Genomic DNA, 24,531 nt, shown 5'->3' on the forward strand with positions numbered 1-24,531 from the left:
TCTACTATGCATCAGCTTTTTTTAATTGTTTTACTGGACCCTTCGTGACTTCAGTCAGTTTTGAATTGATAGCAAAGATTTTTGCGTTGATAGTAGTGATTCCAAATTCAGCTAGCCTTTTGGAATGCATTTCTATATATTGTTCAGCTGTGCGTTTCGATTCAAATAGATAGATGCCGCCTGCTTCGTTTGTTTCCGGGCTCTCTGTCCAAATTTTCCACAAAAGTCCTTCCTCTTCATAAATACTTTTTGCTAAATCAGAAAACGCTTCTGCCATCTCATCACCAAATGGTCCATCCAATTTAAAATCTACCTGTAATACGTATGTCATAGCCATTCCCCTCATTATTTAGTAGTAATATAACATTCACCGAGCATTTCCTTCATTTCATATTGATCTGATGAAAGCTCTTTTTTCACATAGGCTATAGCCTCTGACTTTTCCAAATCATACATGACTTCAATCTCTTTGGAAAATAGAAGCTTTTCTTTTTCAAGTAAGCTTAAAAGAGATGGCTGTTGTTTTGGTTGCAGCTCTTCCAAATGGAGAACCTGTTTGAGTCCTTCCACATAGTTTACAAATGGACGTCCACCAACAATTTTCAAGCCTTTCTTATCCTCATTCATCATAATAATAGTGGGAAATCCTCTTACGCCTAGATTTCTTGCAAGATCAAAATCTTCATTTAATAACTGTTGCCCGCTTGTTTGTTCTGATTCATGTACAATAGCCCCTCCATCAAGCCCCAGCTTATTTACAATGTCAATCATAACGGATTCCTCTGCAATATTTTGATTAAACATGAATAACGCTTCTCTTGCTCTGCGCAAATATTCAAATGCTATAGCATCATGTTGGTTTTTTTGAATCACTTTAAAAACACGAGATGGCGGATAGGATGATTGCACTGGATTATTCATCATCACTGTTCCATCTATTGGCATGCGATAATATTCTCCAACTTCTCTCCAGTGTCCTACAACGTCCGCAGGTCCTGATATTCCATTTGCAGGGTCTACTGGACCATCACCCCATTTTTCTAGTAATCCCCCCATAATCGTATGAAAGTTAAAATAGTGTCCGTACTGCTCGATAAAACGTCGAAGAACGGGTTCGAGTGCCCAACAATGAGAACATATTGGATCCGTTACATAATATACTTCAACGGATTTCTTTGGTTGATTAAAATCAATCATCCCCCATTCATCCTCGCTAGCTACTCCACATACACCTGTCTCTAAATCACAAACCATTGGATGATTCTTCAATTGACTATCCCCTTTTCTTACTTTCGTTAAGAATAAATATATAACGCTCTTATTTGCCTTACAGTTGTATTTTATTCATAATAAAATCATCATTAAACCAATAATTTATTTGAATTGTTGTTTATACAACACTTTGAAGAAATTGTTTAAAAAGGAGTGCTAAGTAATGACCTCATCTAAGACAGATCTTCGTGTTATACGGACTCGTAAATTAATCATGGATTCTTTCATTGCACTGTCTAGTAAAAAAGAGTTCAAGGATATAACGGTTAAGGATATTACGACAGAAGCCATGATTAATCGTGCGACTTTTTATTATCACTTTGAAGATATATATGATTTGTTAGAGAAGGTCCTATCAGAAGTATTATTAATTAATTTGAATGATGACTTTCTACAACATAACGAACTTAATGAAGAAGCTTTTATTATTCTCTTTAAAGCGATAACTAATTTTCAAAAGTCATTGTCTAATCGTTGTCATAGAGGCTATGAAGAGACAATTGCTCGGATTATTAGAGAGCAGCTTGAAATTATCTTTTACAAAATGTTATTGAAACAAAATGTAGCGACAGAGAACGAAGCGCTAAAAATGACTGCTGTAATATTAAGCTGGGGAATCTATGGCGCTTCTATAGAATGGAGAACTAGCAATCAGGCGATACAGCCTGAAGAATTTATCAAACCTGCAATTCCTTATTTATTGGCAGGTATTAATGGTCAAAAATAAAAGTGAATAAACACTTGTGAAATGATAGAAGTGTTTACTCACTTTTGGTGGTTAGAAATTTTGTTGCTACGATCATCTTTTTATTTTTGGACAGGAGATACAATAATCATTTGCTTCATCAGAGGTATGATAATAGAAACAACATGTTTTTCTCAAGCGTACAGGTTGCTCCGATTCCATAATTGTCACTTTAGGACCACAGTAGTTCGTCAAAGGATTTTTCCTTTCTCCAAAAATGGAGCCTGGTGCTAGGTTTACAATATAGTGATAATCCTCTTGTATACGAGCCTTTTCTTGCTCGCTGGCCCCTTCCCCTATTTTTGTTTCATAGAGCCAATTCACATAAATAGCTGTGTTTTCCCATAAGATTGTTTTTGGAATTTTACTTATTTCCGCTAATGACTGCCACACCTTCGCTAAATTATTCGCAAAGATTTCTCTAAGAACCTCATCACGCCATTTTTCACGGTCTTCAGTAGGTATTGACACTGTGCGATCAATTAGCCGAATAGTAGGAAGCCAAGGTTTTGTATATTCCGCTTCTACCCACATATTTTCAATTCTGCAATGTAGTCCTTTATCGTATCTGGACATAGCATAGAATGCTGAAGCTATCGTTAAGACACTATAGCGCTTCGCAAATAACGATGCCGTCACTAGGATAGAGGGCGATTGAAAGAAATGGGCAATTTTCTGTAAATAATCTAGAGCTTGTTCATTGTCCAATAAATTTTTGGCATATAAAGAGTAGGTAGCATCTACTGCAGGCTCTATCGCCAATCGATAGTCTCTTAGTAACACGGATGTTTCTTCAGCTGACAGTGTGAGGCTCAACAGATCCCTACCTCCTCTAATTTCACTGTTTGAACTGTTCGCCCCTTGCCATGTGGCACACATAAAGGTGTACCAAAGAGCGGGTCTTTAATAATGGTACAATCCATACGAAAAACAGTCTGGACCATCTCTTCTGTCACCACTTCCTCTGGCTTGCCTTGGGCATAAACCTGTTTATTACGTACAGCCACAATATGATGGGCATAGCGACAGGCTAAGTTTAAATCGTGTAATACCATAACGACGGTACGCCCTTCCTTGTCATTTAAATCAAATAGTAAATCTAAAATTTCTACTTGATGAGCCATATCTAAATATGTAGTAGGTTCATCTAGTAAAATTAGATCTGTTTTTTGCGCTAATGTCATAGCAATCCATACACGCTGCCGCTGACCACCTGATAATGCATCTACAGGGCGATCAGCAAATTCAGTCATCTGCGTTACTGCAAGCGCATTGTTTACAATTTCTTCATCCTCCGTAGACCATTGCTTTAACCAACTTTGGTGTGGATAACGACCTTGCTTAATCAATTGCTGAACAGTTAATCCTTCTGGTGCAACAGGGCCCTGCGGCAGAATAGCTAAACGTTTCGCCACCTCTTTCGTTGAAATGGCGTCTAGTTTATTCTGATCTAAAAAAATCTCACCCGACTTCGCTTTTTGTAGTCGTGCAAATGTCCGAAGTAGTGTAGATTTTCCACAACCGTTGGCCCCCACTAGTACTGTAATTTTTCCTTTTGGTATTTGAAGATTCAAATCCTCTAAAATAAGATTTTCTCCATAGCTTACATGTAAATTTTGTGCTTCTAAGACATTTTTCAAAATCCTGTCACCTTCTTCTCCTGCTTTTAACTTTTATCATGAAACTTTATTGATTGCGCGTTCTAAATAATAAATAAATAAAGAATGGTGCGCCAATAGCAGCAGTAAATACACCTGTTGGTAAATCTTTTGGTAAAAAGGCTGTGCGTGCCACAATATCAGCTACAATGACTATGATTCCACCTATAATAGCTGTCACAGGAATTAATCCTGCAAAGGAACGCCCTACAAGCATTCTGCTCATATGAGGAGCCACTAATCCAACAAAGGCAATGCCACCAGCAAAAGCTACTGCTGAACCAGCTAGCATGACACTAATGAGTAGAAATAGTACACGATACACTTGTACTTTAACACCTAGCCCTATCGCTATTTCATCGCCTAATTCCTTCACATTCACCGTTCTTGCTAAAATAAATGTTAGTGGCACTAAAATGACTAGCCATGGTAATAGCAAATAGACATCCTGCATATTAGCCCCATACAAACTACCTGTCAGCCATAAATAAGCCTTCGTTGTAGCAGCTACATTACTGATCACAAGCAGCATCGTCACAACCGCCTTTGCTAAGGCTGAGATGCCAATTCCAATTAGTACCATGCGAATGGGTGTGACACCTTTTCTCCATGACAGTAGATAAATGATGAAGGAGACAATACCAGCACCTAATATAGCAGCTAACGGTAAAAATTGAATGCTGACTGATCCCATAAAGTACACGATAAAAATAATTGCACCCATCGATGCTCCGCTCGTTACACCAATAATATCGGGGGCAGCAAGAGGATTACGGATAATTCCTTGTAAAATTAAACCGGCAACTCCAAGCGCAGCACCAACTAATAAGGCCATTAAGACACGCGGGAGCCTTAATGTATGTAAGACAAAATCATACTCTCCATTCCCATAGCCCAACAATTCTTTCACCACTGTCACTGGATGAATAAACTCACTACCAGCAGATAAACCCAGAACCGTTATGATGACTAATAATAAGCTTAATAGTAATAGTATCCAACCCGTTCTTTTAGCAATTTGAAAAGATATACGATTAGATTGCGTTCGCACTGTCACATAATTAGGCATTTTTTGCTAACCCCTTTCGTGCAATATAAATGAAGAAAGGAGCTCCGATTAAGGCAGTCATGACTCCAATCGGCATTTCCAATGGCATAATCACATATCTTGCCGCAATATCTGCCAACAGTAGCAATATTGCTCCCAACACGGCACTGTAGGGAATAATCCAGCGATAATCTGTGCCAACAAGATGGATCGCCATATGAGGCACAATCAAGCCAATAAAGCCTATTGAACCTGCAACAGCTACTGAACTGCCAGCAAGTATGATAATAATTATGCCTAGCGCGATTTTCGTGAGCATTGTTCGTTGTCCTAATCCTTTGGCAATATCATCTCCTGATTGTAAAATATTGATTGAACGCCCCATAAATATTGCCACCACTGTCACTCCTAAAATAAACGGTAGGACAGGCACGAGCATTTCAATACTACGCCCCGATACAGAGCCTGCTAACCAAAACAGGACACTTTGTAAACCTTGTTCATCGATGACTAAAAGCCCCTGCGTAAACGAGACAAATAGAGCTGTAATCGCTGCACCAGCTAATACTATTTTAATCGGTGTTAACCCATCTCTTCCTAATGAGCCTAGGAAAAAAACCATTGCACCCGCTGCACCTGCCCCTAAAAAGGCAATCCACATATAGCTCATTAAAGATTGAACGGAAAAAAGAGTAATGGCACTGACAATAAAAAATATGGCCCCTGCATTAATACCTAAAATATCAGGAGCTGCTAAAGGATTTCTTGTTAATGCTCGCATTAATGCACCCGCAATGGCAAGGCTTGCGCCAACTACTGTAGCGATCACAGCTCTTGTAAATCTAGATGTTCGAATAATGACATGCTCCTTATTAGCAGCATCAAAATGAAAAATAGCATCATAGATTGACGAGAAAGGTATGGACGTTTGACCAATAGCTATGCTGATTATAAATGCCAGCAAAAGAATCAAACAGCTGATGAGTAAACCTATTTGTTTCATCGGTCTACTGGAAAGAATAATTCTCATGTTATGCCAACTTTCTTGATCCATAATTTATCTGATGTAGGTTTTAATTATGCTCAAACACTACAATGAGAGGGCTGTTATTCAAGTATTCTCTAACACTTTTAACAGCCCATCCTTCATTCACTATTTTTCTAATTCAAACTTGTCATAAATATCATCCAGCATTAAATTAGCACTAGTAATACCACCTGCTAGATTCCAATTGATTTCATCTACCTGATAAACTTGATTCGCTTTCACTGCGTCAAGCTCTTTCCAAAGTGGATGGTTTGTCCAATCTTCATAAGTTTTTTTCACTGTCTCATCATTTTCCATAAACATATAAATAACATCAGCATTCATTTGGGTAATACTTTCCTTGTCCGTTAGCTTCACAATTTCTAAAGAATCATCTGTTAAATTTTTAGGACCTTGGAATCCAAGCTCAGATAAAATAGAACCCGCATAACCTGTCACATAAATACGAGCATGGTCTGCTCTGAAGTTGACAACAGAAACATGGAATGGCCATTTATCGCCAAGCTTCTCTTTAATTTTTGTTTGGAAATCAGCTACTCGCGTATCCCAATCGCCAAGTAATTCTTTCACCTTATCTTCTTGATTCATTGCTTGACCCATCATTTCCGCTGTTCCTTTGAAATCAAAAACTGTTTCATGAGCAACTGTTGGGGCAATCTGCGATAACTGATCATAAATTTCTTCATGACGTACTTTAGAAGCAATAATTAAATCTGGTTTAAGCTTTGCAATTTCTTCAAGGTTTGGTTGTGTTTCTTGTCCTACAATTGCAACGCCATCAAGCTCATTCTTCATATAATTATAAACAGGCGCTTCAGCCCAAGATTCTACTACCCCAACTGGCTTAATGCCCATAGCTACTGCAACATCTGTTGCGCCTTGATATAGTGTAACGATTTTTGTAGGTGTGCCTTCAATCGTTGTAGTACCCATTGCATGTGTAATCTCACGACTAGAAAATGCTGATTCTGTGTTACTTTCTTCTGCTTTGTCGTTCTCTTGTGAACTACTGGAGTTCGATGTTTTCTCCCCACACCCAACTAATAATAATGCGAAGGTTAATAGTAGTGTGAAAAGTACAAAAAAGTTCTTTTTCTGAAGTGATAATTTTGGCATACATTTCCTCCTAAGAAATAATCGACAACGATAATCATTATCAATTAAAGAGTATACTGTACGATTGTTTAATTGACAATATCTATTTTTTCAAAAAACATACTTTTTTAATAAAAATTTATTTTACATTATGCCGCTAGGAAGAACGTTATTTAAAAAACTTATTCATCGCGTTGAAAAAAAGCAAGTGGATGGTTGTTAGATTCTTTTACTTCTTCACTTCGAAAATATGTGCTATTTTGTTCACTACTGTTAGTATGAAAGAAGTGTTGCAGTATGATTGAGGGGAGGATCATCGCCCTTTGGAAAGGACAATGATGGAACGGAAAACGCCTCGCCCGCAAAATTGCTTTTTCCCCCGTTGACATCATCTTTTTTCAACAATATGTCATGCTTTCATTTCACTCAAAGACGTAGGCAAATTGATTATAGATTTTCTACTATTTTAGTTACTTGTTAGATTTACCTATGCATTAATAGGCAAATAAATAGACCCTATCGACGTATATCTCATATCTTAATAATGAACTACAACTTATCAAAACAGGAGGTAATAACATGTTTCAACGAAGACGCCATCCGGCAAAAGGTCCACACTGCTGTCCGCCACAAATGATGCCAATGCAATATGATCCACCACAATTTTTGCCACCAGAGCAATATGTACGCACAAATTATATTCATACGGTTGTTCCACACGTACAACCTGCACATGTTACAACAGTCAACAAACATATGATTGATCATCAGTACTATTTCCCATGCACAGAATCTGTCGTGAATGAATGCTGTGAAACACATACAATGTGTGGTATGCCACCTAACCCTTGCCATATGCCTATGCCACACCATCATAAACATATGCGCTAATACTAAAATAACGATGGGGTTGTCATATGACCCCACCGTTCCTAATATATGTTCAGAAAAAAACCGAGTCACCTTTATCAGGGACTCGGTATCTTTATGATTAATACATTTTTAAATATTGATCGCGTTCCCACTGATGAACAGTTGTACGGTACATATCGAACTCGATTTCTTTTGCTTCTTTAAAGTTTGCATAAATATGCTCACCTAGTGCTTCCTGTGCTACTTGATCTTTAGCAAGTAATGTTAGTGCATCATCAAGTGCTGCAGGTAGGTTTTCAATACCATTTGCTTGACGCTCTTCTTCCGACATCACATAGATGTTGCGGTTAATAGCAGCAGGTGGAGTTAGGCTTTGACGAATACCTTCAAGACCTGCTTCTAAAATAACCGCCATCGCTAAATATGGGTTTGCAGAAGGGTCTACAGAACGTACTTCAACACGAGTTGAAAGGCCACGCGCAGATGGAATACGAATTAATGGTGAACGGTTTTGTGCAGACCATGCTACATAACATGGTGCTTCATAACCTGGTACTAGACGTTTATAAGAGTTAACTGTTGGGTTTGTTACAGCTGTGAAACCTTGTACGTGTGCAAGAACACCCGCCATGAATTGCATAGCTGTTTCAGAAAGACCTAATTCTGTAGATTCATCATAGAACGCATTTTCTTTACCTTTAAATAGCGACACGTTAAAGTGCATACCAGAGCCTGCTTCACCAAATAGTGGTTTTGGCATAAATGTAGCGTGTAAGCCATGTTTACGAGCGATTGTTTTAACCACTAATTTGAATGTTTGGATGTTATCACACGCAGTAACAGCGTCAGCATATTTAAAGTCGATTTCGTGTTGTCCTGGAGCTACCTCATGGTGTGATGCTTCAATTTCAAAGCCCATTTCTTCTAGCTCTAACACGATATCACGACGGCAATTTTCCCCAAGATCTGTTGGCGCTAAATCGAAATAACCACCATGGTCATTTACTTCTAATGTTGGTTCGCCTTTTGCATCTAATTTGAATAAGAAGAATTCTGGCTCAGGCCCTAAATTGAAGCTTGAGAAGCCCATTTCTTCCATTTTTTTAAGAATTCGTTTTAGGTTGTTACGTGGGTCACCAGCAAACGGTTCGCCTTTCGCAGTGTATACATCACAGATAAAACGTGCTACTTTCCCTTTTTCAGAAGTCCAAGGGAATACTACGAAAGTATCAAGATCAGGATATAAATACATATCAGATTCTTCGATTCGAACGAAACCTTCAATAGATGAGCCATCAAACATCATTTTATTTTCAAGTGCTTTGTCTAATTGACTTACAGGAATCTCAACATTTTTGATAGTGCCAAGAATATCTGTAAATTGTAAACGAATAAAGCTTACGTTTTTTTCTTCGATGAGACGTTTAATGTCCTCTTTTGTGTATTTACCCACAGTTTTCCACACTCCTATAATTTGTCTAGCTTTTATGTTTACCCTACCCTATTTATTAATAGAATCGAGATAAATCCCCTCTTCGGATGGATGATTTTTGCATGCGCTGTGCTTGACGCATTTCTTCGCGCATAATTTGGCGTAATTCTGAATCACTTAAGTCTTGCTCATCAGTTGTTGCAACAGGATTTTTCTTTTTAGCAAATATTTTTTTAATCTTCGCCATATTCATACCCTGTTCTAAGTAGTCTTTAACCTCAAGCAATGTATCGACGTCATTTAGTGAAAACATACGTCGATTGCCTTCTGTTCGGTGCGGCTCAATTAAATGGTGTTCTTCATAATAACGAATTTGTCTTGCCGAAAGCTCTGTTAATTGCATCACGATACTCATCGATAATAACGGCATAGTTCGTCTAATTTCACGACTCATTTAAGTCCTCCTCCAATACCCGCTTATCATATAACGAATTTTTTTTACTGTCAACCAACCATGTAAGGTTATCTAACATGGTTGGCACTATTTTTTTCAATCAGATTAAAAATTGTAAAAAACTATTCATATTTAGGCTTTATCTATTGTCTTGTTATGCTTTTTGAATGGCTTGAACCGCACTGCAAATAGCAAATTTAACGTGTTCATATGTTAGTCCGCCCTGGATAAATGCTGTATATGGCGGTCGTATGGGGCCATCCGCTGTTAGCTCAATGCTGGACCCTTGAATAAATGTTCCCGCCGCCATAATGACATCATCTTCATAGCCTGGCATATAGGCTGGTTCAGGAGCATAATGGGCATTTATCGGTGAGTTGGCTTGTATTTCACGACAAAAGTCAATCATTTGCTGTGCTGTTTGGAATGATACTGATTGAATTAAATCTGTACGCTTCGCATCATAGCTCGGAGAAGTGCTCATGCCGATTTCCTCGAGCATTGCAGCTGTAAATATCGCCCCTTTTAGTGCTTGCGATACAACATGTGGTGCTAGGAAAAATCCTTGATAAAAATCACCTAGTGTATTTAATGTGGCCCCCGCTTCTGCTCCAATACCTGGAGATGTCATACGATAGGCACATTTCTCCACTAAATCTGCGCGGCCAGCAATATAGCCACCAATTTTAGCCAAGCCTCCACCTGGATTTTTAATGAGCGAGCCTGCCATTAAGTCAGCACCGACCTCTGTAGGTTCCTGCGCCTCTACAAACTCGCCATAGCAGTTATCTACAAAAATAATAGCTTTCGGGGCTATTTTACGTACCTTTACACACATATCTGCAATTTCTTCAATTGTAAAGGATGGACGTGTTGCATAGCCTTTTGAACGTTGAATCGCGATCATTTTGGTTTGTGCTGTAATGGCCGCTTCTACACCTGCCCAATCAATGGCCTGGTTATCTAGTAAATCCACATGTCGATAACCGATTTTATAATCTTTTAGTGAACCTGTATCTTTATCACCACCATCGACAATGGATTGCAATGTATCATATGGCTGACCAGAAATATAAAGCAGCTCATCACCAGGACGTAAAACACCGAATAGACTAAGCGTGATTGCATGTGTACCTGAAATAATTTGTGGTCGGACTATGGCTGCCTCTGCACCAAATACTTCCGCATAAACACGCTCTAGATTATCCCGCCCCTCATCATCATAGCCATAGCCGTTTGATGGATGTAAATGATAATCACTTACTTGATGCTTTCTGAAAGCTGCTAGCACCTTCTGCTGATTGTAGAATGCCATTTCTTCTACCTTGGCATGATAAGGCCGAACTTGCTCCTCTACTTTTGCCGCTAACGATAGCGTTTCTATTGATAAATTTGATGTAAATGTCATTCTTTCTTCTCCATTTCACAATGTCACGCATTTCAATCAGTAAGATTTATTGACTATCTAAATTGACTTCAATCACTCTAGAATTCCCTAACCAACTACTGGTATATGAACGCATTTGACGAATGTTTTTCTTTATTTTAATCACATTTTATCAATTTGTATGTGCACCTGTAAAACTTGCCTATTGTTTCTAAGAGGATTTTACGCTAAGCTAATGTGCGGACTCAATTCAAGAAGCGTATTTAATGACCGATTTTGGCTATTAAATTCATAGATTCTGTTACGTAAAACGTCTTTTAACTTTTAAAAAGTTTATTTATTGATAGAAGGGGTGAACGGGATGGCTTGGGAGGTTTTTAGTATCATAGGAACAATTGCCTTTGCTATTTCTGGGGCAATTATTGCCATGGAAGAAGAATACGATTTATTCGGTGTATATATACTTGGTATTGTGACTGCTTTTGGTGGAGGAGCTATTCGAAATTTACTCATTGGACTACCTGTCACAACACTTTGGGGACAGGATATGATGTTTCAAATAGCGCTTGCTGCGATTACGATATTCTTTATTTTTCCACATCATCTGATTCAACATTGGCATCGTTGGGGTAACTTCACAGATGCGATTGGCTTATCAGCATTTGCTATTCAAGGCGCACTCTATGCTGTCAAGCTTGATATGCCAGTGAGCGCAGTCATTGTAGCTGCTGTTTTGACAGGTTCAGGTGGTGGTATTGTACGAGATTTATTAGCTAGAAGAAAACCATTAGTTCTCCGTGATGAAGTTTATGGCGTTTGGGCAGCTCTTGCTGGACTGTTAATCGGCTTCGAGGTTTTTACAGGGGACATTTTCCTTTATATTTTATTCGCAGTGATTACAGCTTTACGTATTCTTTCCTATATGATGAAGTGGCGCTTGCCATTACGTAAATTAAATCGAGCATAAACACCATTCAGCCAATGACCAAAAATTAAGTCATTGGCTGTTTTATTGTTTTAGCTAATGTTTCATTCCTTATATGATTAAAAAAAGACATTTAACTTACCTTTTTAACAACTGCATTGATTCTTCTAAAGTCACCATGTTTTTCATCATCGAGCAAGCTGCATCTAAAATAGGAAAGGCTAAGGCTGCTCCAGAACCTTCGCCTAAACGCATATTCATATGCAACATCGGTTCAATGCCTAGTAACGCAGCGGCAATTTTTGCCCCTGGCTCCTCTGAAGCATGGGAAGGAATAATATAATCAATTACTTTTGGTTCGAGCTTATAAGCAATGAGGGCAGCTATAGTCGAAATAAATCCATCAATGACAACGGGTTTACGATGGGCAGCAGCGCCAAGAATAATACCTGTCATCGCCCCTATCTCTAATCCTCCAACCTTAGCCAGAAGATCAATAACATCATTTGGATTAGGCTTATTTAAGGTAATTGCTTTTTCAATAACTGCTGCTTTATAGGCAATGCCTCCTTGGCCTACTCCTGCACCAAACCCCGTTACTTCGATAGGGTCGTATCCCGTCAAAACTGCTAATATTGCAGCACTTGGTGTTGTATTGCCGATGCCCATTTCTCCAGTCCCAAGTACATCAGCACCTTTTATGATTTCCTCAGTGGCCACACGGATTCCTACTTCTATCGATTGAATGGCTTCTTGTTTGGACATAGCTGGACCTTGTGCCATGTTATCGGTACCATATTTAATTTTATGAATAAGGACTCCTGCATCAAGTGGAATATCTTCTTTTACCCCAACATCTACTGTGACCACCTTTGCATTGGTAATGCCCGCAATCGCACAAACGCCTGTACCACCCTTAGGAAAATTTAATGTTTGAAAGAGCGTAACATCTTGTGGATTCGTGGTTACACCTTCCTCGCAAACACCATGATCTGCAGCACAGACAATCATCACTTTTTTGTCGACCGTCGGATATAATTGTCCGGTTATACCAGAGAGCTGTACGGCAATTGATTCTAGTTTACCCAAGCTACCCGGGGGCTTACAAAGCGCATCAATCCGCTTTCTGGCTTGTTCCATACTTTTCATATCAACCCCTGGAATGTTTTGAATCGTGTCTTGTAATAATTGCATGATTATTTCTCCTCTCGTTCTCATAAGACAAAATAAAAAGTCTGTAGTTTATTGTCATGACAAATAAACTACAGACTTTTCCATCATCTATATCTTCTAAAGCAAGTAGGCAGGTCTCCTGGCTCAAGTTCAACACCTCATAGTACCTTCCCAGCAATTTGCTAGTGGCATACACTATGAAACTCCCTTATACAGTGGCGGGTCCGCTAAAGCTTTTCACTTTATTCCCTATTCTCCCTAGTGGGCACCTATTGCTTTTATGTAATTATGATAAATCTACTTTACAACTTTTTTATTGTCAAGAGGAAAAATTTTTTGAGTGTTAACTTAGTACAACCAGCTATTCAAACAATTTAGGAGCTTATCAAGAGCTTATAACAATAAAGGAATCCTTCACTTGGATTCCAAGTCTTCCTTAATTAGTGCTTTTTAGAATTCTCTATGCCTAAAACTCGGCTTGTTACAAAAACTATCGGCTACATCAATTGTCCTAACAAATAAATCACAAATTAACTCCATTTCCACCTTCCAAAACTTGTATTTTTCCAGTTCTCTAAGAAATGTTAAACATAAAATTGAAAAGCCCTTATAATCTGTTCAATGTAAACATAAATTATTTCTGAAACTTCAGTATTGAATTGATTGAAGATTGGGTAAGTATCAAAAGTAATAAAACGATAAAAAGTTAGGGGAAGATATAATGAATGCAGAAGAATTAAGAAATGCTATTGCTGAAACCTGTGAAACACACGATAGCCTCTATGCCCAACTCGTAAAACCGATTAATCAGTTGTTAATCAATGTCGACGCTTCGATCAGTGAAGAGACAGCAAATAAAATACTGGAAAATTTAAAGTTATTTCATAGTGGTGATAAATACTTGACGGAATGTCATTTGGAGGAGAGCCAAAATTTCTTGAAAGATGGCATTGAGCTTCTCCAAGAGGGGGATTTGGCGAATGGAGCACTACAAATTTATGGAGCTGGTCTAAACTTTGCTAGTTATGCTTCAAAAGTGCAGGGACAAAAAAACGTTAATATCTACAAAAACTTTGAAGAAAATTTTAATTTTATCATGGACGCCCTGAAAAATAAACCATGAAAAAAGAAAGAGTATACACTCTTTCTTTTTCCATGGTTTATTTAAATTCTAATTCTCCATCATAAGCCAGCATGCCGCCTTCAAGGTTTGTTACATCAAATCCTTGTGCCTCTAAGTAAGCACATGCATTGGCAGAACGAGCTCCAGCCTTACATACAATAATATATGGCTTTTCTACATCTAAATCCTCTAAACGTTCAGGGATAGTTCCGAGTGCAATATGTTGAGCACCTGGGATCATGCCATGTGCTACTTCATCCTCTTCACGAACATCGATAATATATAGGTCCTCATTTGCATCTAACAGATCTAATAATTGTGTTGTTTCCATTGTTTTCATAAACTTTGTCCTCCAAAATATAAAATTCCACTATCATTATAGCTTGTAGCAAAAAAAACAGCCAGTGTGAGTACACTAACTGTTTAACAAACTTATTATACTTCTGTCTCTAAAAACTCAATTTGTTTTGCTGGTACGAATGTAGAAATGGCGTGCTTGTAGATTAGGTGCTGCTTATTTTCAGCATCAAGTAGTAATACTGTAAAATTATCATATGATTTCACAGTCCCTTTTAACTGAAATCCGTTTAACAGAAATACAGTTACAAAAACACTGTTTTTACGTAGTTGGTTCAAGAACGTATCTTGCAAATTGATTGATTTCATCAAATAGCCTCCCTACTAACTTTCTACCTCTTCATTCCTATAGTAGCATGTTCTACCAATTTATCAATTAGTAATTTTTAGAAATTTTTCTTTATTCTTATAATCGATCATCAGGCGTAATAAAATGGACATCCATTTTATTACGGAAATAAGTAAGCTGTCTTTTTGCATAGCGACGGGAATTTTGTTTTAAGCTATCAATGGCTTCCTCTAGGGTACATTTACCATCTAAATAATCATATAATTCTTTATACCCGATGGCTTGTATAGACTGCACACCGCGGATATTTCGCTGCCATAATCCCTTCACTTCTTGCAGAAGACCATTTTCCATCATTAAATCAACACGACGATTAATACGGTCATATAGCACGTCTCGAGACATGTTTTGACCTAACCCTAAAATAACATGGTTGTAAAGGGGTACTTCTCCTCGATTTTGCGCTTCAGCTGCTTTTGATACACCGCTTAATTCCAGCATCTCTAATGCACGAATAACACGACGTGTATTGTTAGGATGGATTGTCTCCGCTGTTTGAGGGTCTAGTTTTTTTAATTTGTCATGCATTGCTTCAGGGCCAAGCTTTTCTAATTCCTCATAGTAGGCTTTTCGTGCTTCTACATCTACTTTTTCATCAGTAAATTGGAAATCATAGAGGACAGCTTGTACATATAAGCCAGAGCCCCCTACTATTATAGGTAATTTTTGACGAGATTGAATTTCCGCGATCTTCGCACGTACTAATTTTTGATAATCTGCTACCGAAAAAGATTCTGTAGGCTCTAAAAAGCTTAGTAAATGATGAGGAACGCCCTCCATCTCTTCTTCGGTAATTTTAGCTGTCCCAATATCGAGCCCTTTATAAACTTGCATGGAATCACCATTAATGACTTCACCGTTATATTTTTTTGCCAGTTCAATGCTTAATGCCGTTTTACCAGAGGCAGTCGGCCCCACTATTGCTACGACCTCTGCCTGCTGCAATTTAGTTTCTATCATATTTTTCTAACCACCGTAATAAAACTTGAAAGACCGCTTCTTGATTGTCTTCATTTAAAATTTCATGTCGTTTTTCCTCGAATAAATAAACCGTTACATCCTCTACACCCACTGCTGCTAACTGTTCAGCAACTTTGTAAACGCCTAGCCCCTGTTCACCAACTGGATCTTTACTGCCACTAATTAAGAGAATAGGGAGGTCTTTTCTTACTTTTGCTAATTCTCTTTTACGATTTAGTGTGGCAAAGCCAGTTGTCAAATCCACGAAAAATTGATTCGTTGGAATAAAGCCACAATAGGGATCATCGATATACTTTTCCACCTCTTGTTGTACTGAACATAACCAATCATAGGCAGTCTTCGGATTGGGAAATTGCTTATTAAAGCTACCAAAGCTCAATTGATTTAACAGCTTACTTTCAGTTTCTTTTCCTAGTCCCTTAGCTAAAGCCTTGGCTACTAGATTTCCTACAGCATGCAAGGCTGTCACATTTCCAGTGCCACAGAGAATAACATTATCTACTTGCTCTCCATATAATTGAATATAGCGTCTAGTAATGAAGGAACCCATACTATGGCCAAAGAGAATTAATGGTACATTAGCGTATGGTACGTGAAGTTGTGTAATCACTTCATGAGCATCTTTTACAACACGCTCAAAGCCGTTTTCTTCAGCAAAAAAGCCCAATGTCCCATTATATGCTGCCGTTTCACCATGCCCACGGTGATCGTGCATCGTCACAACATAGCCTGCTGCGTTGAGAGTTTTCGCAAATGTTAAATAGCGACCACTGTGCTCTGCCATGCCATGCAAAATGTGAATATGTCCAATACATGGCGTTGAAGGCTCCGATGTTCGAGTGAAGACAAATTGTTCATCCGACATTTGAATATAACGCTCCATCCCTTACTCCCCTTCTTTCACAAAATTTGTTGCATCGTTAATGGCTTGCTCTAATTCAGCAATATAGCTATTTTTTTGTTCCTCCGTATAATTTAAGCGTTGTTGCATCACTTGCATCACTTGCTGTTTATAAAGCTTTACTGCTTCAATATCGAAGTATAATAAACCAGTCCGACGGATAAAGAAGTCGCTTGGTGTATAGACCATTTCGGCTTCAATGCCATACAGTAGCATCGCATGTAAGGCAAGAGGCATTGTACTGCCATGTTCATGTAAAAATTTCACGCGATCAAATAAGGCATCTACATTCGTGCCATACTTTTGTACGAGATGCTTGGCTTCATCATAATTTAAGCCATACTGTACGCCTTCCCGTGCTTTATAGGCAATATAGTCAGGGAAATTAATAGCGTTAATTCCCTTTGCACCAGAAAGTGCTAGCTCACGTGTTAAACAGGCACTTGCATGCTTGTAGCGACGGGCCTTCACAATTTTATCCACAATCGTTTCAGCCATTTGGCGATAGCCCGTAAGCTTACCACCCGCAATCGTCATTAAACCACTTGGCGCTGTCCAAATTTCATCTTTCCTTGAAATTTCTGATGGATCCTTGCCTTTTTCATAAATCAGAGGTCGGACCCCTGCCCAAGAGGATTCAATTGTGTCTCTTGTGATAGTAGCAGTTGGAAAGATCTTTTTTGCAGCCTCCATTAGATAATCCACATCTTGCTGTGTTGCCACTGGATGTATAGGATTACCTTCATAGACAGTATCCGTAGTCCCTACATAGGTTTTGCCATCTCGTGGAATGGCAAAGGCCATACGACCATCAGCAATATCAAAATAAACAGCTTGCTTTAGCGGGAAATCCTTTTGTTTGAAGACAATATGAACGCCCTTTGTTAGACGTAATTGCTTGTTATCTGCTACCTTATCTTTTTGTCGTACGTCATCAACCCAGGGACCTGTTGCATTCACAATTTGGGCGGCATGGACATTGAGCATTTTCCCCGTCACATGATCCCTCACTTTAATGCCAACAAGCTTTTTCTTTTCATAAATAAATTCCGTCATTTCAGCATAGTTGAGGCAAAGCGCTCCATACTCTACTGCCTTTTTTAATACTTCAATTGTTAGACGGGCATCATCTGTACGGTATTCTACATAATAGCCACCGCCGACTAAGCCATCTTGATTGAGTAAAGGCTCTAATGCCAGGGTTTCCTGAGCATTTAACATCGTTCTACGTTCATGTTTTTTGACGCCCGCCAAGCGGTCATAGACCTTTAATGCCATAGATGTTGTGAAGGGACCGAGTGAACCCTTTTTATATAAAGGTAATAGCATTTTTTCAGGCGTTGTGACATGTACAGCATTATCATAAACAATTTCACGCTCTCGCCCTACCTCGGCTACAACTCCTACATCAAATTGCTTTAAATAACGTAGACCACCGTGAATCAATTTGGTTGAACGGCTCGACGTACCAGCTGAAAAATCCTGCATATCAATTAATGCGACAGAAAGGCCTCTTGATGCGGCATCTAATGCAATTCCTGCACCTGTAATACCACCACCAATGACTAATACGTCAAAGCTATAGTGCTCTAGATAATATAAAATTTTTGGTCGCTGCTCAAATGAAAACATACCTTTCTCCCCCAATAGCTATGATTTAAAAATTCGTGTTGCCTCTACAGCCTTCTGCCATCCTGTATACAGAGCTGTGGCTTGTTCTTCATCCATGTGAGGGTGATAGGTTTCCCCACTCACCCATAATGCCGATAAAGCCTCTTGGTTTGGCCAGAAGCTTGTCGCCAGCCCCGCTAAATAGGCTGCACCGAGTGCTGTTGACTCATTCAGTTTTGCTAGCTCTACTTGTAGCTGTAAAACATCACTTTGGAACTGCATTAAAAATTGATTTTTGACAGCTCCACCATCTACACGGAGTACTTCAATCGGAGTACCTGCTGCTTCTTCCATTGCATCTAGTACATCTTTCGTTTGATAGGCTAATGATTCTAGTGTTGCTCGAATAAAATGTTCTTTTGATGTTCCACGGGTTAACCCAAAAATGGCGCCACGTGCATCTGTATCCCAGTAAGGCGTACCTAGACCAACAAAGGCAGGGACAACATAAACCCCATCAGTATGATCTACTTTTCTAGCATAGGATTCAGAATCCTCTGCTGTACGAATCATCCTTAGTCCATCGCGTAGCCATTGAATAGCTGATCCTGCTACAAATACACTACCTTCCAATGCATAGGTCACTGTCCCATCTATTCCCCACGCAATGGTTGTCAATAAACCATTTTCCGATGTCACTGCTTGCTCTCCTGTATTTAATAGCATAAAGCAGCCAGTGCCATACGTGTTTTTAGCCATTCCTTTGCTAAAACAAGTTTGTCCAAAAAGTGCGGCTTGCTGATCACCCGCAATCCCAGCTATCGGAATTTTTTCTCCAAAAAATATACTTGGAGCCGTTTCTGTGTATATTTCTGATGAATTTCTCACTTCTGGAAGCATGGACATTGGGATAGCTAAAAGCTCGCAAAGTTCCTCATCCCACTTCAATTCATGAATATTGTAGAGCATTGTTCGAGCTGCATTTGAGTAATCGGTCACATGAGCCTTTCCCTTTGATAATCGCCAAACAAGCCATGTATCAATCGTTCCAAATAATAAATCCCCATTGTCTGCCTTTTCACGAGCGCCTTCAACATTATCTAAAATCCATTTAATTTTTGTCGCTGAAAAATAAGCATCTAAGCGAAGCCCTGTCTTTTGCTGAAAATGTTCTTCATGTCCTTGTTCTTTTAAGGTATTCACAATGTCCTGTGTTTGGCGTGATTGCCAGACAATCGCATTGTAAATTGGCTGACCTGTGTGTTTATCCCACACCACTGTTGTTTCGCGCTGATTGGTAATGCCGATCGCATGAACCTCACTTGCTTCATGGCCACTTTCGGTTAATACCGCCGCAATAACGGACAAGATAGAACCCCATATTTCATTGGCATTATGCTCTACCCAGCCAGCATTTGGAAAGATTTGTTGAAATTCTTTTTGTGCTACATGAACAATTTGACCTTTTTTATCAAATAAAATGGCTCTTGAACTTGTCGTTCCTTGATCAATCGCTAAAATAAATTCACCCATCTATTTTCCCCCTCTCCCTTACATAACCCGTTTGAACATTTTTTCCACTTCATATGATGTAAAGTGAATAAGCACCGGACGTCCGTGTGGGCATGTAAATGGATTATCTGCATTGCGTAAATCTCGCAGCAATGTTTCCATTTGCTCTTTTGTTAAATAATAATTGGCTTTGATTGACTTTTTACAGCTCATCATAATCGCGGCTGCCTCACGTAGTTTTTTGATATCAGCCTTTTTAGTTGTCAACACCTGTTCAATTAAATCCTCAATGATTTCCTGTTCCTCCCCTTGTGGGAACCAACTCGGATGCTCACGTACAACAAAAGATGACTGTCCAAATTCCTCTAAAAATACGCCTACAGCTTCTAATTCATGACTGTGTTCTCGTAAGATCAGTGCTTCATCGGCTGCATAATGGAATGTTAGTGGTAACAATAATGCCTGACGTTCATGAGGATTAACTTGACCGACTTTTTCACGGAAGAATTCGTATTTAATGCGTTCCTGAGCAGCATGCTGATCAATTAAATAAAAACCATCCTCCATTTGTGCGACAATGTATGTGCCATGGATTTGCCCCACTACTTCGAGTTCAGGAAAGGGTTCCTTCGTAGGCATTTCTTCCAATATTTCCGACTGTTCAGCTATTGTTACTTCATCAATTGTTTCAGCCTCTATTTGTGGTGTAAGCTGCCAACTTTCCTCTCGAACCGTAGAAATTGGCTTAGGCTCATCTATCTGTTCAAGATTGTTTTCTTGAATGGTTTGGACATCATATAATTTTTCTACGATGGCATTCATTTTCTCCACATCAATCTTCGGAGCAGGCTTCCAAATGTTTAATTGCTCAGTAGCTGGTTTAACTATTTTTTCTTTCTTTTCCATTTGTGGGACTCGAATAATGTTGCGTATTGTTTCACGAATGGTTTCCTCTATTAACTTCAAAAGATCAGCCTCTTTACTTAAACGAATTTGATGTTTTGCAGGATGCACATTCACGTCTGTTAAGTAAGGATCACCCTCTATATATAGAACAACTATTGGGAAGCGCTCGATAGGTAAATACGTATGGTAAGCATCTACAATAGCCTTTTGTACTAAATAATGCTTGACCCAACGACCATTGACAAATAGAGTCATATAATTTTTAGAAGCACGTGTTACCTCTGGTAAGGATACAAAGCCAGAAATTCGATAATCATGTGACTCGCCTTGGAATGACACCATTTTCTTGGCATTATGTATTCCATAAATAGCTGCAAGCACTTGTTGTACATCTCCTCGGCCATTTGTTTGCAGTAATTGTTGACCATTATGCAATAATCTGAATGCTATTTGTGGGTTACCAAGTGCGAGGCGATTCATCAGGTCTATTGTATGCCCAAGCTCGGTTTGAATGGTTTTCATATATTTTAAACGGGCGGGTGTATTAAAGAATAGCTGGGAGACTGTTAAATCAGTTCCTTTACGCAACGGACCAGGTTTATGAGTGAGGATATGTCCACCTTCAAGTTCTAAATGTGTTCCGGATTCACCATTTGATGTAATCAATGTCATTTTAGAAACAGAGGCAATGGATGCTAAAGCCTCACCACGGAAGCCAAGTGTTCGAATACGAAATAAATCATGTTCCTGATGAATTTTACTAGTAGCATGACGAGAGAATGACATTAGTGCATCCTCTTCATCCATACCGCTACCATTATCTATTACTTGAATGGAAGTGAGACCTGCTTCTAGTAAAAAAACATCAATGGACGTACTCCCAGCATCAATAGCATTTTCCACTAGCTCTTTTACAACAGAAGCTGGCCTTTCTACTACCTCTCCTGCCGCGATTTTATTGGATAGCCATTCGTCCATAATTTGTATGTTTCCCACTACCGTATCACTCCTTTATTTTTTAACGTTCACTAGTTCTTGCTGTAGCTCATATAAAATATTCATTGCCTGCATCGGTGAAGTACCTAGAATATTTACCTTTTCTAATTTCTTTAGCACCTGTGTCTCGGCTGGGGAAATCGGTTCGTCCTCTGCAAATAAAGACATCTGTACTGGTTGTTCAGCTATCACCTGTGTTTCGGCAACTACTTCTTTCCCTGCCTCAAAGTTCTCAAGTAATACACGTGCTCTAGCTAAAATTTCCTCAGGTAATTGAGCAAGCTGTGCCACATGTATACCATAGGATTTATCAGCCGCTCCTTTTTTCACCTTATGCAGGAAAACGACCGTACCATTTTTTTCAGTGGCTGAAACATGCACATTTTGTAAGCGTGGCAAATCCTTTTCAAGTGCTGTCAATTCATGATAGTGCGTAGAAAATAACGTATTGGCCCCAATTTTGTCATGAATATATTCCATCATCGATTGTGCCAAACTCATTCCATCATATGTCGATGTTCCACGTCCAATTTCATCAAATAGCATCAAGCTATTTTTTGTTGCATGCGTAATTGCATGTTGCGATTCAAGCATCTCCACCATAAATGTAGATTGCCCTGCCGCTAAATCATCGGCCGCCCCAATCCGAGTAAAAATTTGATCAGTAATAGGCAGCTTCGCTTTTTCAGCGGGTACATAGCAGCCCATTTGTGCCATAACAACAATTAATGCAACTTGGCGCATATAAGTACTTTTACCTGACATATTCGGCCCTGTAATAAGCATCATATTGTTCTGCTCTTCTAGCACACAATCGTTTGGTACATACATTTGCTTATTCAGCATTTTTTCAACGACAGGATGGCGTCCTTCTATAATTTCTAGGGCACGTCCACCATGAAATTGCGGTTTCGTAAAGCGATATTTTTCTGAGACACTTGCAAAGCTTAGTAAAACATCCAATTCACTAATATTTGCTGCCAGTGCTTGGACACGCGGAATATAAGCTTTTAATACATCACGGATTTCTACAAATAGGTTGTACTCTAATGTTAAGCTTTCTTCTTCGGCATTTAAAATCAATGCTTCTTTTTCTTTTAGTTCCTGTGTAATATAGCGCTCCGCATTCGCCAGTGTTTGTTTGCGCTCATAGCGTGTTAAATCCGCTAAATGAATATTTGATTTTGTTATTTCAATATAGTAACCAAAAATGCGATTATAGCCTATTTTTAAATTTTTAACACCCGTTTTCACACGCTCTGCTTGTTCAAGTTGGGCAATCCAATCCTTACCATTACGAGCGGCATAGCGAAGTTCGTCTAAGCGTTCATTATAGCCGTCACGGATAACATCCCCTTCTTTAATGGTAATAGGGGGATTATCTGTAATCGCTTTTGCTAATAATGCCTCGACATCTGAGCATGTATCAAGTTCCGCACCTAATTGCTGTAATGTTTCTTTATTTGACCCCATCAACTGCTGTTGAATAGTCGGCACTTGGCGTAAAGAATCACGCAATTGGGCTAAATCTCGTCCACCCACATTGCCAAAAGCAACACGACCAGCCAAACGCTCTAAATCATATACTTGTTTTAAGGATGCTTGAAGCTCTGTTCGTACAAAATATTCTTCCAATAAATCCGTAACAATCGCTAGTCTAGCCTCTATTGCTGAACGTGTGGCAAGCGGTTGGTGTAGCCATTGCTTTAATTTCCGTCCACCCATCGCTGTCACGGTGTCATCTAATAGCCATAAGAGTGTACCTTTTTGATCGCCACCACGAATCGATTGAATCAGCTCTAAATTGCGCTTTGAGCTAGAATCAATGCGTAAATAATTTTTAATTTCATTAAACGTGAATGCCTGAATATGTGATAAAGATCTCATTTGCGTTTGGTCAATATAAGCTAACAGTCGAAGACACGCAATTTGTAACGGTTTTGGTACAGCTTCTAGATAACTTGCTGCTTTGTCCATAGGCATTTCATTCACTTCAATTGAAAGTACGATCCCAGCATTGACGGCATGCTCTGCTAATAATAGCTGCAAACTATCCGTTACAATCAGTTCTCGAATTCCGTAAGCCTGCATTTGCATTAATAAGGCTTTGCCATCGCCTTCAATAGAAGATGCTACTGCCTCACCTGTGGATAAATCTAAATAAGCATAGCCAAATGTTGTGTCATCTAATTGCTCTGCCGCTCCAATAAAATGATTCGATTTACCATCAAGAGCCTTTCCTTCCATAATTGTTCCTGGTGTGATAAGCTGAACCACTTCACGTTTGACCACACCTTTTGCTTGCTTTGGATCTTCTGTTTGTTCACAAATAGCCACTTTATAGCCTTTTTGCACAAGTGTTTCAATATAATTTTTAGCCGAATGATGCGGCACACCGCACATTGGTATTCGCTCTTTTGCGCCTGCATCTCGGCTTGTTAATGTAATTTCTAAAATTTGTGAGGCATTGATTGCGTCCTCAAAAAACATTTCATAAAAGTCACCTAATCTAAAAAATAAAAAGGCATCTTTGTAATCTTCCTTTACCTGTAGATACTGTTGCATCATTGGTGTATATGTTGTCATATCACTATTTACCTCGCTCTTGCCTTATAGATATATTTATTATAACAAAAGATACATGCGAAACGCTTCATTCACCTTTTTTAAGATGCTAGCATTTCG

The 24,531-nt window shown here is 39.0% G+C and carries 23 protein-coding genes and 1 riboswitch; of the genes, 4 read left to right on the forward strand and 19 right to left on the reverse strand.

Going from position 1 to position 24,531, the window contains the following annotated elements; all coding sequences use genetic code 11:
• Nucleotides 1-4: 4 nt before the first annotated feature.
• Both JIN86_RS07570 and JIN86_RS07575 read right to left on the reverse strand, forming a co-directional pair.
• Entirely contained in the window at nt 5-331 is a 327-nt protein-coding gene (locus JIN86_RS07570) for a monooxygenase (protein WP_004225776.1), read from the reverse strand.
• Between the two features lie 14 nt (nt 332-345).
• Nucleotides 346-1,269, reverse strand: coding sequence for a DsbA family protein (locus JIN86_RS07575; RefSeq protein WP_202341615.1), 924 nt, complete (start codon nt 1,267-1,269; stop codon nt 346-348).
• A 166-nt stretch (nt 1,270-1,435) separates the two neighbouring features.
• On the opposite strand from JIN86_RS07575, the gene JIN86_RS07580 reads away from it, so the two are divergent.
• Nucleotides 1,436-1,999 (forward strand): TetR/AcrR family transcriptional regulator, encoded by a 564-nt coding sequence (locus tag JIN86_RS07580; protein ID WP_004225780.1) that lies wholly within the window; start codon nt 1,436-1,438, stop codon nt 1,997-1,999.
• Between the two features lie 72 nt (nt 2,000-2,071).
• On the opposite strand, the gene JIN86_RS07585 is transcribed toward JIN86_RS07580, so the two are convergent.
• The 5 genes from JIN86_RS07585 to JIN86_RS07605 all read right to left on the reverse strand — a co-directional run bounded on the left by JIN86_RS07585 (nt 2,072) and on the right by JIN86_RS07605 (nt 6,887).
• The gene (locus tag JIN86_RS07585) at nt 2,072-2,833 is read right to left on the reverse strand and encodes an IucA/IucC family C-terminal-domain containing protein (protein ID WP_202341616.1); all 762 of its coding nucleotides are present in this window, start codon (nt 2,831-2,833) and stop codon (nt 2,072-2,074) included.
• Nucleotides 2,830-3,657, reverse strand: coding sequence for an ABC transporter ATP-binding protein (locus tag JIN86_RS07590; RefSeq protein ID WP_202341617.1), 828 nt, complete (start codon nt 3,655-3,657; stop codon nt 2,830-2,832). The genes JIN86_RS07585 and JIN86_RS07590 overlap by 4 nt, the downstream gene beginning before the upstream one ends.
• Before the next feature lie 46 nt (nt 3,658-3,703).
• Entirely contained in the window at nt 3,704-4,744 is a 1,041-nt protein-coding gene (locus JIN86_RS07595) for a FecCD family ABC transporter permease (RefSeq protein WP_004225786.1), read from the reverse strand.
• Nucleotides 4,737-5,753: a FecCD family ABC transporter permease gene (locus JIN86_RS07600; protein WP_202341618.1), complete on the reverse strand. Its 1,017-nt coding sequence runs from the start codon at nt 5,751-5,753 to the stop codon at nt 4,737-4,739. The genes JIN86_RS07595 and JIN86_RS07600 overlap by 8 nt, the downstream gene beginning before the upstream one ends.
• Nucleotides 5,754-5,876: 123 nt before the next feature.
• Nucleotides 5,877-6,887, reverse strand: coding sequence for an ABC transporter substrate-binding protein (locus tag JIN86_RS07605; RefSeq protein ID WP_202341619.1), 1,011 nt, complete (start codon nt 6,885-6,887; stop codon nt 5,877-5,879).
• Between the two features lie 558 nt (nt 6,888-7,445).
• Here JIN86_RS07605 and JIN86_RS07610 point away from each other — a divergent pair.
• Nucleotides 7,446-7,757 (forward strand): CotD family spore coat protein, encoded by a 312-nt coding sequence (locus JIN86_RS07610; protein ID WP_004225802.1) that lies wholly within the window; start codon nt 7,446-7,448, stop codon nt 7,755-7,757.
• Between the two features lie 100 nt (nt 7,758-7,857).
• On the opposite strand, the gene glnA is transcribed toward JIN86_RS07610, so the two are convergent.
• The 3 genes from glnA to JIN86_RS07625 all read right to left on the reverse strand — a co-directional run bounded on the left by glnA (nt 7,858) and on the right by JIN86_RS07625 (nt 11,033).
• Nucleotides 7,858-9,192, reverse strand: coding sequence for a type I glutamate--ammonia ligase (glnA, locus tag JIN86_RS07615; protein WP_004225810.1), 1,335 nt, complete (start codon nt 9,190-9,192; stop codon nt 7,858-7,860).
• A 55-nt stretch (nt 9,193-9,247) separates the two neighbouring features.
• Complete coding sequence (locus tag JIN86_RS07620; protein ID WP_004225812.1) at nt 9,248-9,625, reverse strand: MerR family transcriptional regulator; 378 nt, start codon at nt 9,623-9,625, stop codon at nt 9,248-9,250.
• Between the two features lie 154 nt (nt 9,626-9,779).
• On the reverse strand, nt 9,780-11,033 hold the full coding sequence (locus JIN86_RS07625; protein WP_004225814.1) for a methionine gamma-lyase family protein: 1,254 nt from the start codon (nt 11,031-11,033) through the stop codon (nt 9,780-9,782).
• A 340-nt stretch (nt 11,034-11,373) separates the two neighbouring features.
• Between JIN86_RS07625 and JIN86_RS07630 the strand changes: the two genes are divergently transcribed.
• Nucleotides 11,374-11,979 (forward strand): trimeric intracellular cation channel family protein, encoded by a 606-nt coding sequence (locus JIN86_RS07630; RefSeq protein WP_004225816.1) that lies wholly within the window; start codon nt 11,374-11,376, stop codon nt 11,977-11,979.
• Between the two features lie 96 nt (nt 11,980-12,075).
• On the opposite strand, the gene cobT is transcribed toward JIN86_RS07630, so the two are convergent.
• Nucleotides 12,076-13,131: a nicotinate-nucleotide--dimethylbenzimidazole phosphoribosyltransferase gene (gene cobT, locus JIN86_RS07635; RefSeq protein WP_202341620.1), complete on the reverse strand. Its 1,056-nt coding sequence runs from the start codon at nt 13,129-13,131 to the stop codon at nt 12,076-12,078.
• 91 nt (nt 13,132-13,222) lie between these two features.
• Nucleotides 13,223-13,398, reverse strand: a riboswitch (cobalamin riboswitch).
• 433 nt (nt 13,399-13,831) lie between these two features.
• Here cobT and JIN86_RS07640 point away from each other — a divergent pair.
• Entirely contained in the window at nt 13,832-14,233 is a 402-nt protein-coding gene (locus JIN86_RS07640; protein ID WP_202341621.1) for a hypothetical protein, read from the forward strand.
• A 37-nt stretch (nt 14,234-14,270) separates the two neighbouring features.
• Here JIN86_RS07640 and JIN86_RS07645 read toward each other — a convergent pair whose 3' ends face one another.
• From JIN86_RS07645 to mutS, 8 genes are all read right to left on the reverse strand, one after another.
• Nucleotides 14,271-14,573, reverse strand: a complete 303-nt coding sequence (locus tag JIN86_RS07645; RefSeq protein WP_004225823.1) for a rhodanese-like domain-containing protein — start codon at nt 14,571-14,573, stop codon at nt 14,271-14,273.
• A gap of 95 nt (nt 14,574-14,668) precedes the next feature.
• Nucleotides 14,669-14,899, reverse strand: a complete 231-nt coding sequence (gene hfq / locus JIN86_RS07650; protein ID WP_004225825.1) for an RNA chaperone Hfq — start codon at nt 14,897-14,899, stop codon at nt 14,669-14,671.
• A gap of 97 nt (nt 14,900-14,996) precedes the next feature.
• Nucleotides 14,997-15,899 (reverse strand): tRNA (adenosine(37)-N6)-dimethylallyltransferase MiaA, encoded by a 903-nt coding sequence (gene miaA / locus JIN86_RS07655; protein ID WP_004225827.1) that lies wholly within the window; start codon nt 15,897-15,899, stop codon nt 14,997-14,999.
• Complete coding sequence (locus JIN86_RS07660) at nt 15,886-16,803, reverse strand: alpha/beta fold hydrolase (RefSeq protein WP_004225831.1); 918 nt, start codon at nt 16,801-16,803, stop codon at nt 15,886-15,888. Before JIN86_RS07660 ends, miaA begins: the two co-directional genes overlap by 14 nt.
• Nucleotides 16,804-16,806: 3 nt before the next feature.
• Nucleotides 16,807-18,453, reverse strand: a complete 1,647-nt coding sequence (locus JIN86_RS07665; RefSeq protein ID WP_202341622.1) for a glycerol-3-phosphate dehydrogenase/oxidase — start codon at nt 18,451-18,453, stop codon at nt 16,807-16,809.
• A gap of 18 nt (nt 18,454-18,471) precedes the next feature.
• Nucleotides 18,472-19,965, reverse strand: a complete 1,494-nt coding sequence (gene glpK, locus JIN86_RS07670; protein WP_004225835.1) for a glycerol kinase GlpK — start codon at nt 19,963-19,965, stop codon at nt 18,472-18,474.
• Nucleotides 19,966-19,983: 18 nt separating this feature from the next.
• Nucleotides 19,984-21,846, reverse strand: a complete 1,863-nt coding sequence (mutL, locus tag JIN86_RS07675) for a DNA mismatch repair endonuclease MutL (RefSeq protein WP_202341623.1) — start codon at nt 21,844-21,846, stop codon at nt 19,984-19,986.
• Nucleotides 21,847-21,861: 15 nt separating this feature from the next.
• Nucleotides 21,862-24,432, reverse strand: coding sequence for a DNA mismatch repair protein MutS (gene mutS, locus JIN86_RS07680; protein ID WP_202341624.1), 2,571 nt, complete (start codon nt 24,430-24,432; stop codon nt 21,862-21,864).
• Between the last annotated feature and the right edge of the window lie 99 nt (nt 24,433-24,531).

Source organism: Lysinibacillus sp. HST-98, from assembly GCF_016757845.1.
Taxonomy (GTDB): Bacteria; Bacillota; Bacilli; order Bacillales_A; family Planococcaceae; genus Lysinibacillus; species Lysinibacillus capsici.

Coding starts and splice junctions, on each gene's coding strand:
- JIN86_RS07570 (WP_004225776.1), bottom strand. CDS start 331: ATGACATACGTATTACAGGTAGATTTTAAATTGGATGGACCATTTGGT.
- JIN86_RS07580 (WP_004225780.1), top strand. CDS start 1,436: ATGACCTCATCTAAGACAGATCTTCGTGTTATACGGACTCGTAAATTA.
- JIN86_RS07595 (WP_004225786.1), bottom strand. CDS start 4,744: ATGCCTAATTATGTGACAGTGCGAACGCAATCTAATCGTATATCTTTT.
- JIN86_RS07600 (WP_202341618.1), bottom strand. CDS start 5,753: ATGAGAATTATTCTTTCCAGTAGACCGATGAAACAAATAGGTTTACTC.
- JIN86_RS07605 (WP_202341619.1), bottom strand. CDS start 6,887: ATGCCAAAATTATCACTTCAGAAAAAGAACTTTTTTGTACTTTTCACA.
- JIN86_RS07610 (WP_004225802.1), top strand. CDS start 7,446: ATGTTTCAACGAAGACGCCATCCGGCAAAAGGTCCACACTGCTGTCCG.
- JIN86_RS07620 (WP_004225812.1), bottom strand. CDS start 9,625: ATGAGTCGTGAAATTAGACGAACTATGCCGTTATTATCGATGAGTATC.
- JIN86_RS07625 (WP_004225814.1), bottom strand. CDS start 11,033: ATGACATTTACATCAAATTTATCAATAGAAACGCTATCGTTAGCGGCA.
- JIN86_RS07630 (WP_004225816.1), top strand. CDS start 11,374: ATGGCTTGGGAGGTTTTTAGTATCATAGGAACAATTGCCTTTGCTATT.
- cobT (WP_202341620.1), bottom strand. CDS start 13,131: ATGCAATTATTACAAGACACGATTCAAAACATTCCAGGGGTTGATATG.
- JIN86_RS07640 (WP_202341621.1), top strand. CDS start 13,832: ATGAATGCAGAAGAATTAAGAAATGCTATTGCTGAAACCTGTGAAACA.
- JIN86_RS07645 (WP_004225823.1), bottom strand. CDS start 14,573: ATGAAAACAATGGAAACAACACAATTATTAGATCTGTTAGATGCAAAT.
- hfq (WP_004225825.1), bottom strand. CDS start 14,899: ATGAAATCAATCAATTTGCAAGATACGTTCTTGAACCAACTACGTAAA.
- miaA (WP_004225827.1), bottom strand. CDS start 15,899: ATGATAGAAACTAAATTGCAGCAGGCAGAGGTCGTAGCAATAGTGGGG.
- JIN86_RS07660 (WP_004225831.1), bottom strand. CDS start 16,803: ATGGAGCGTTATATTCAAATGTCGGATGAACAATTTGTCTTCACTCGA.
- JIN86_RS07665 (WP_202341622.1), bottom strand. CDS start 18,453: ATGTTTTCATTTGAGCAGCGACCAAAAATTTTATATTATCTAGAGCAC.
- glpK (WP_004225835.1), bottom strand. CDS start 19,965: ATGGGTGAATTTATTTTAGCGATTGATCAAGGAACGACAAGTTCAAGA.
- mutS (WP_202341624.1), bottom strand. CDS start 24,432: ATGACAACATATACACCAATGATGCAACAGTATCTACAGGTAAAGGAA.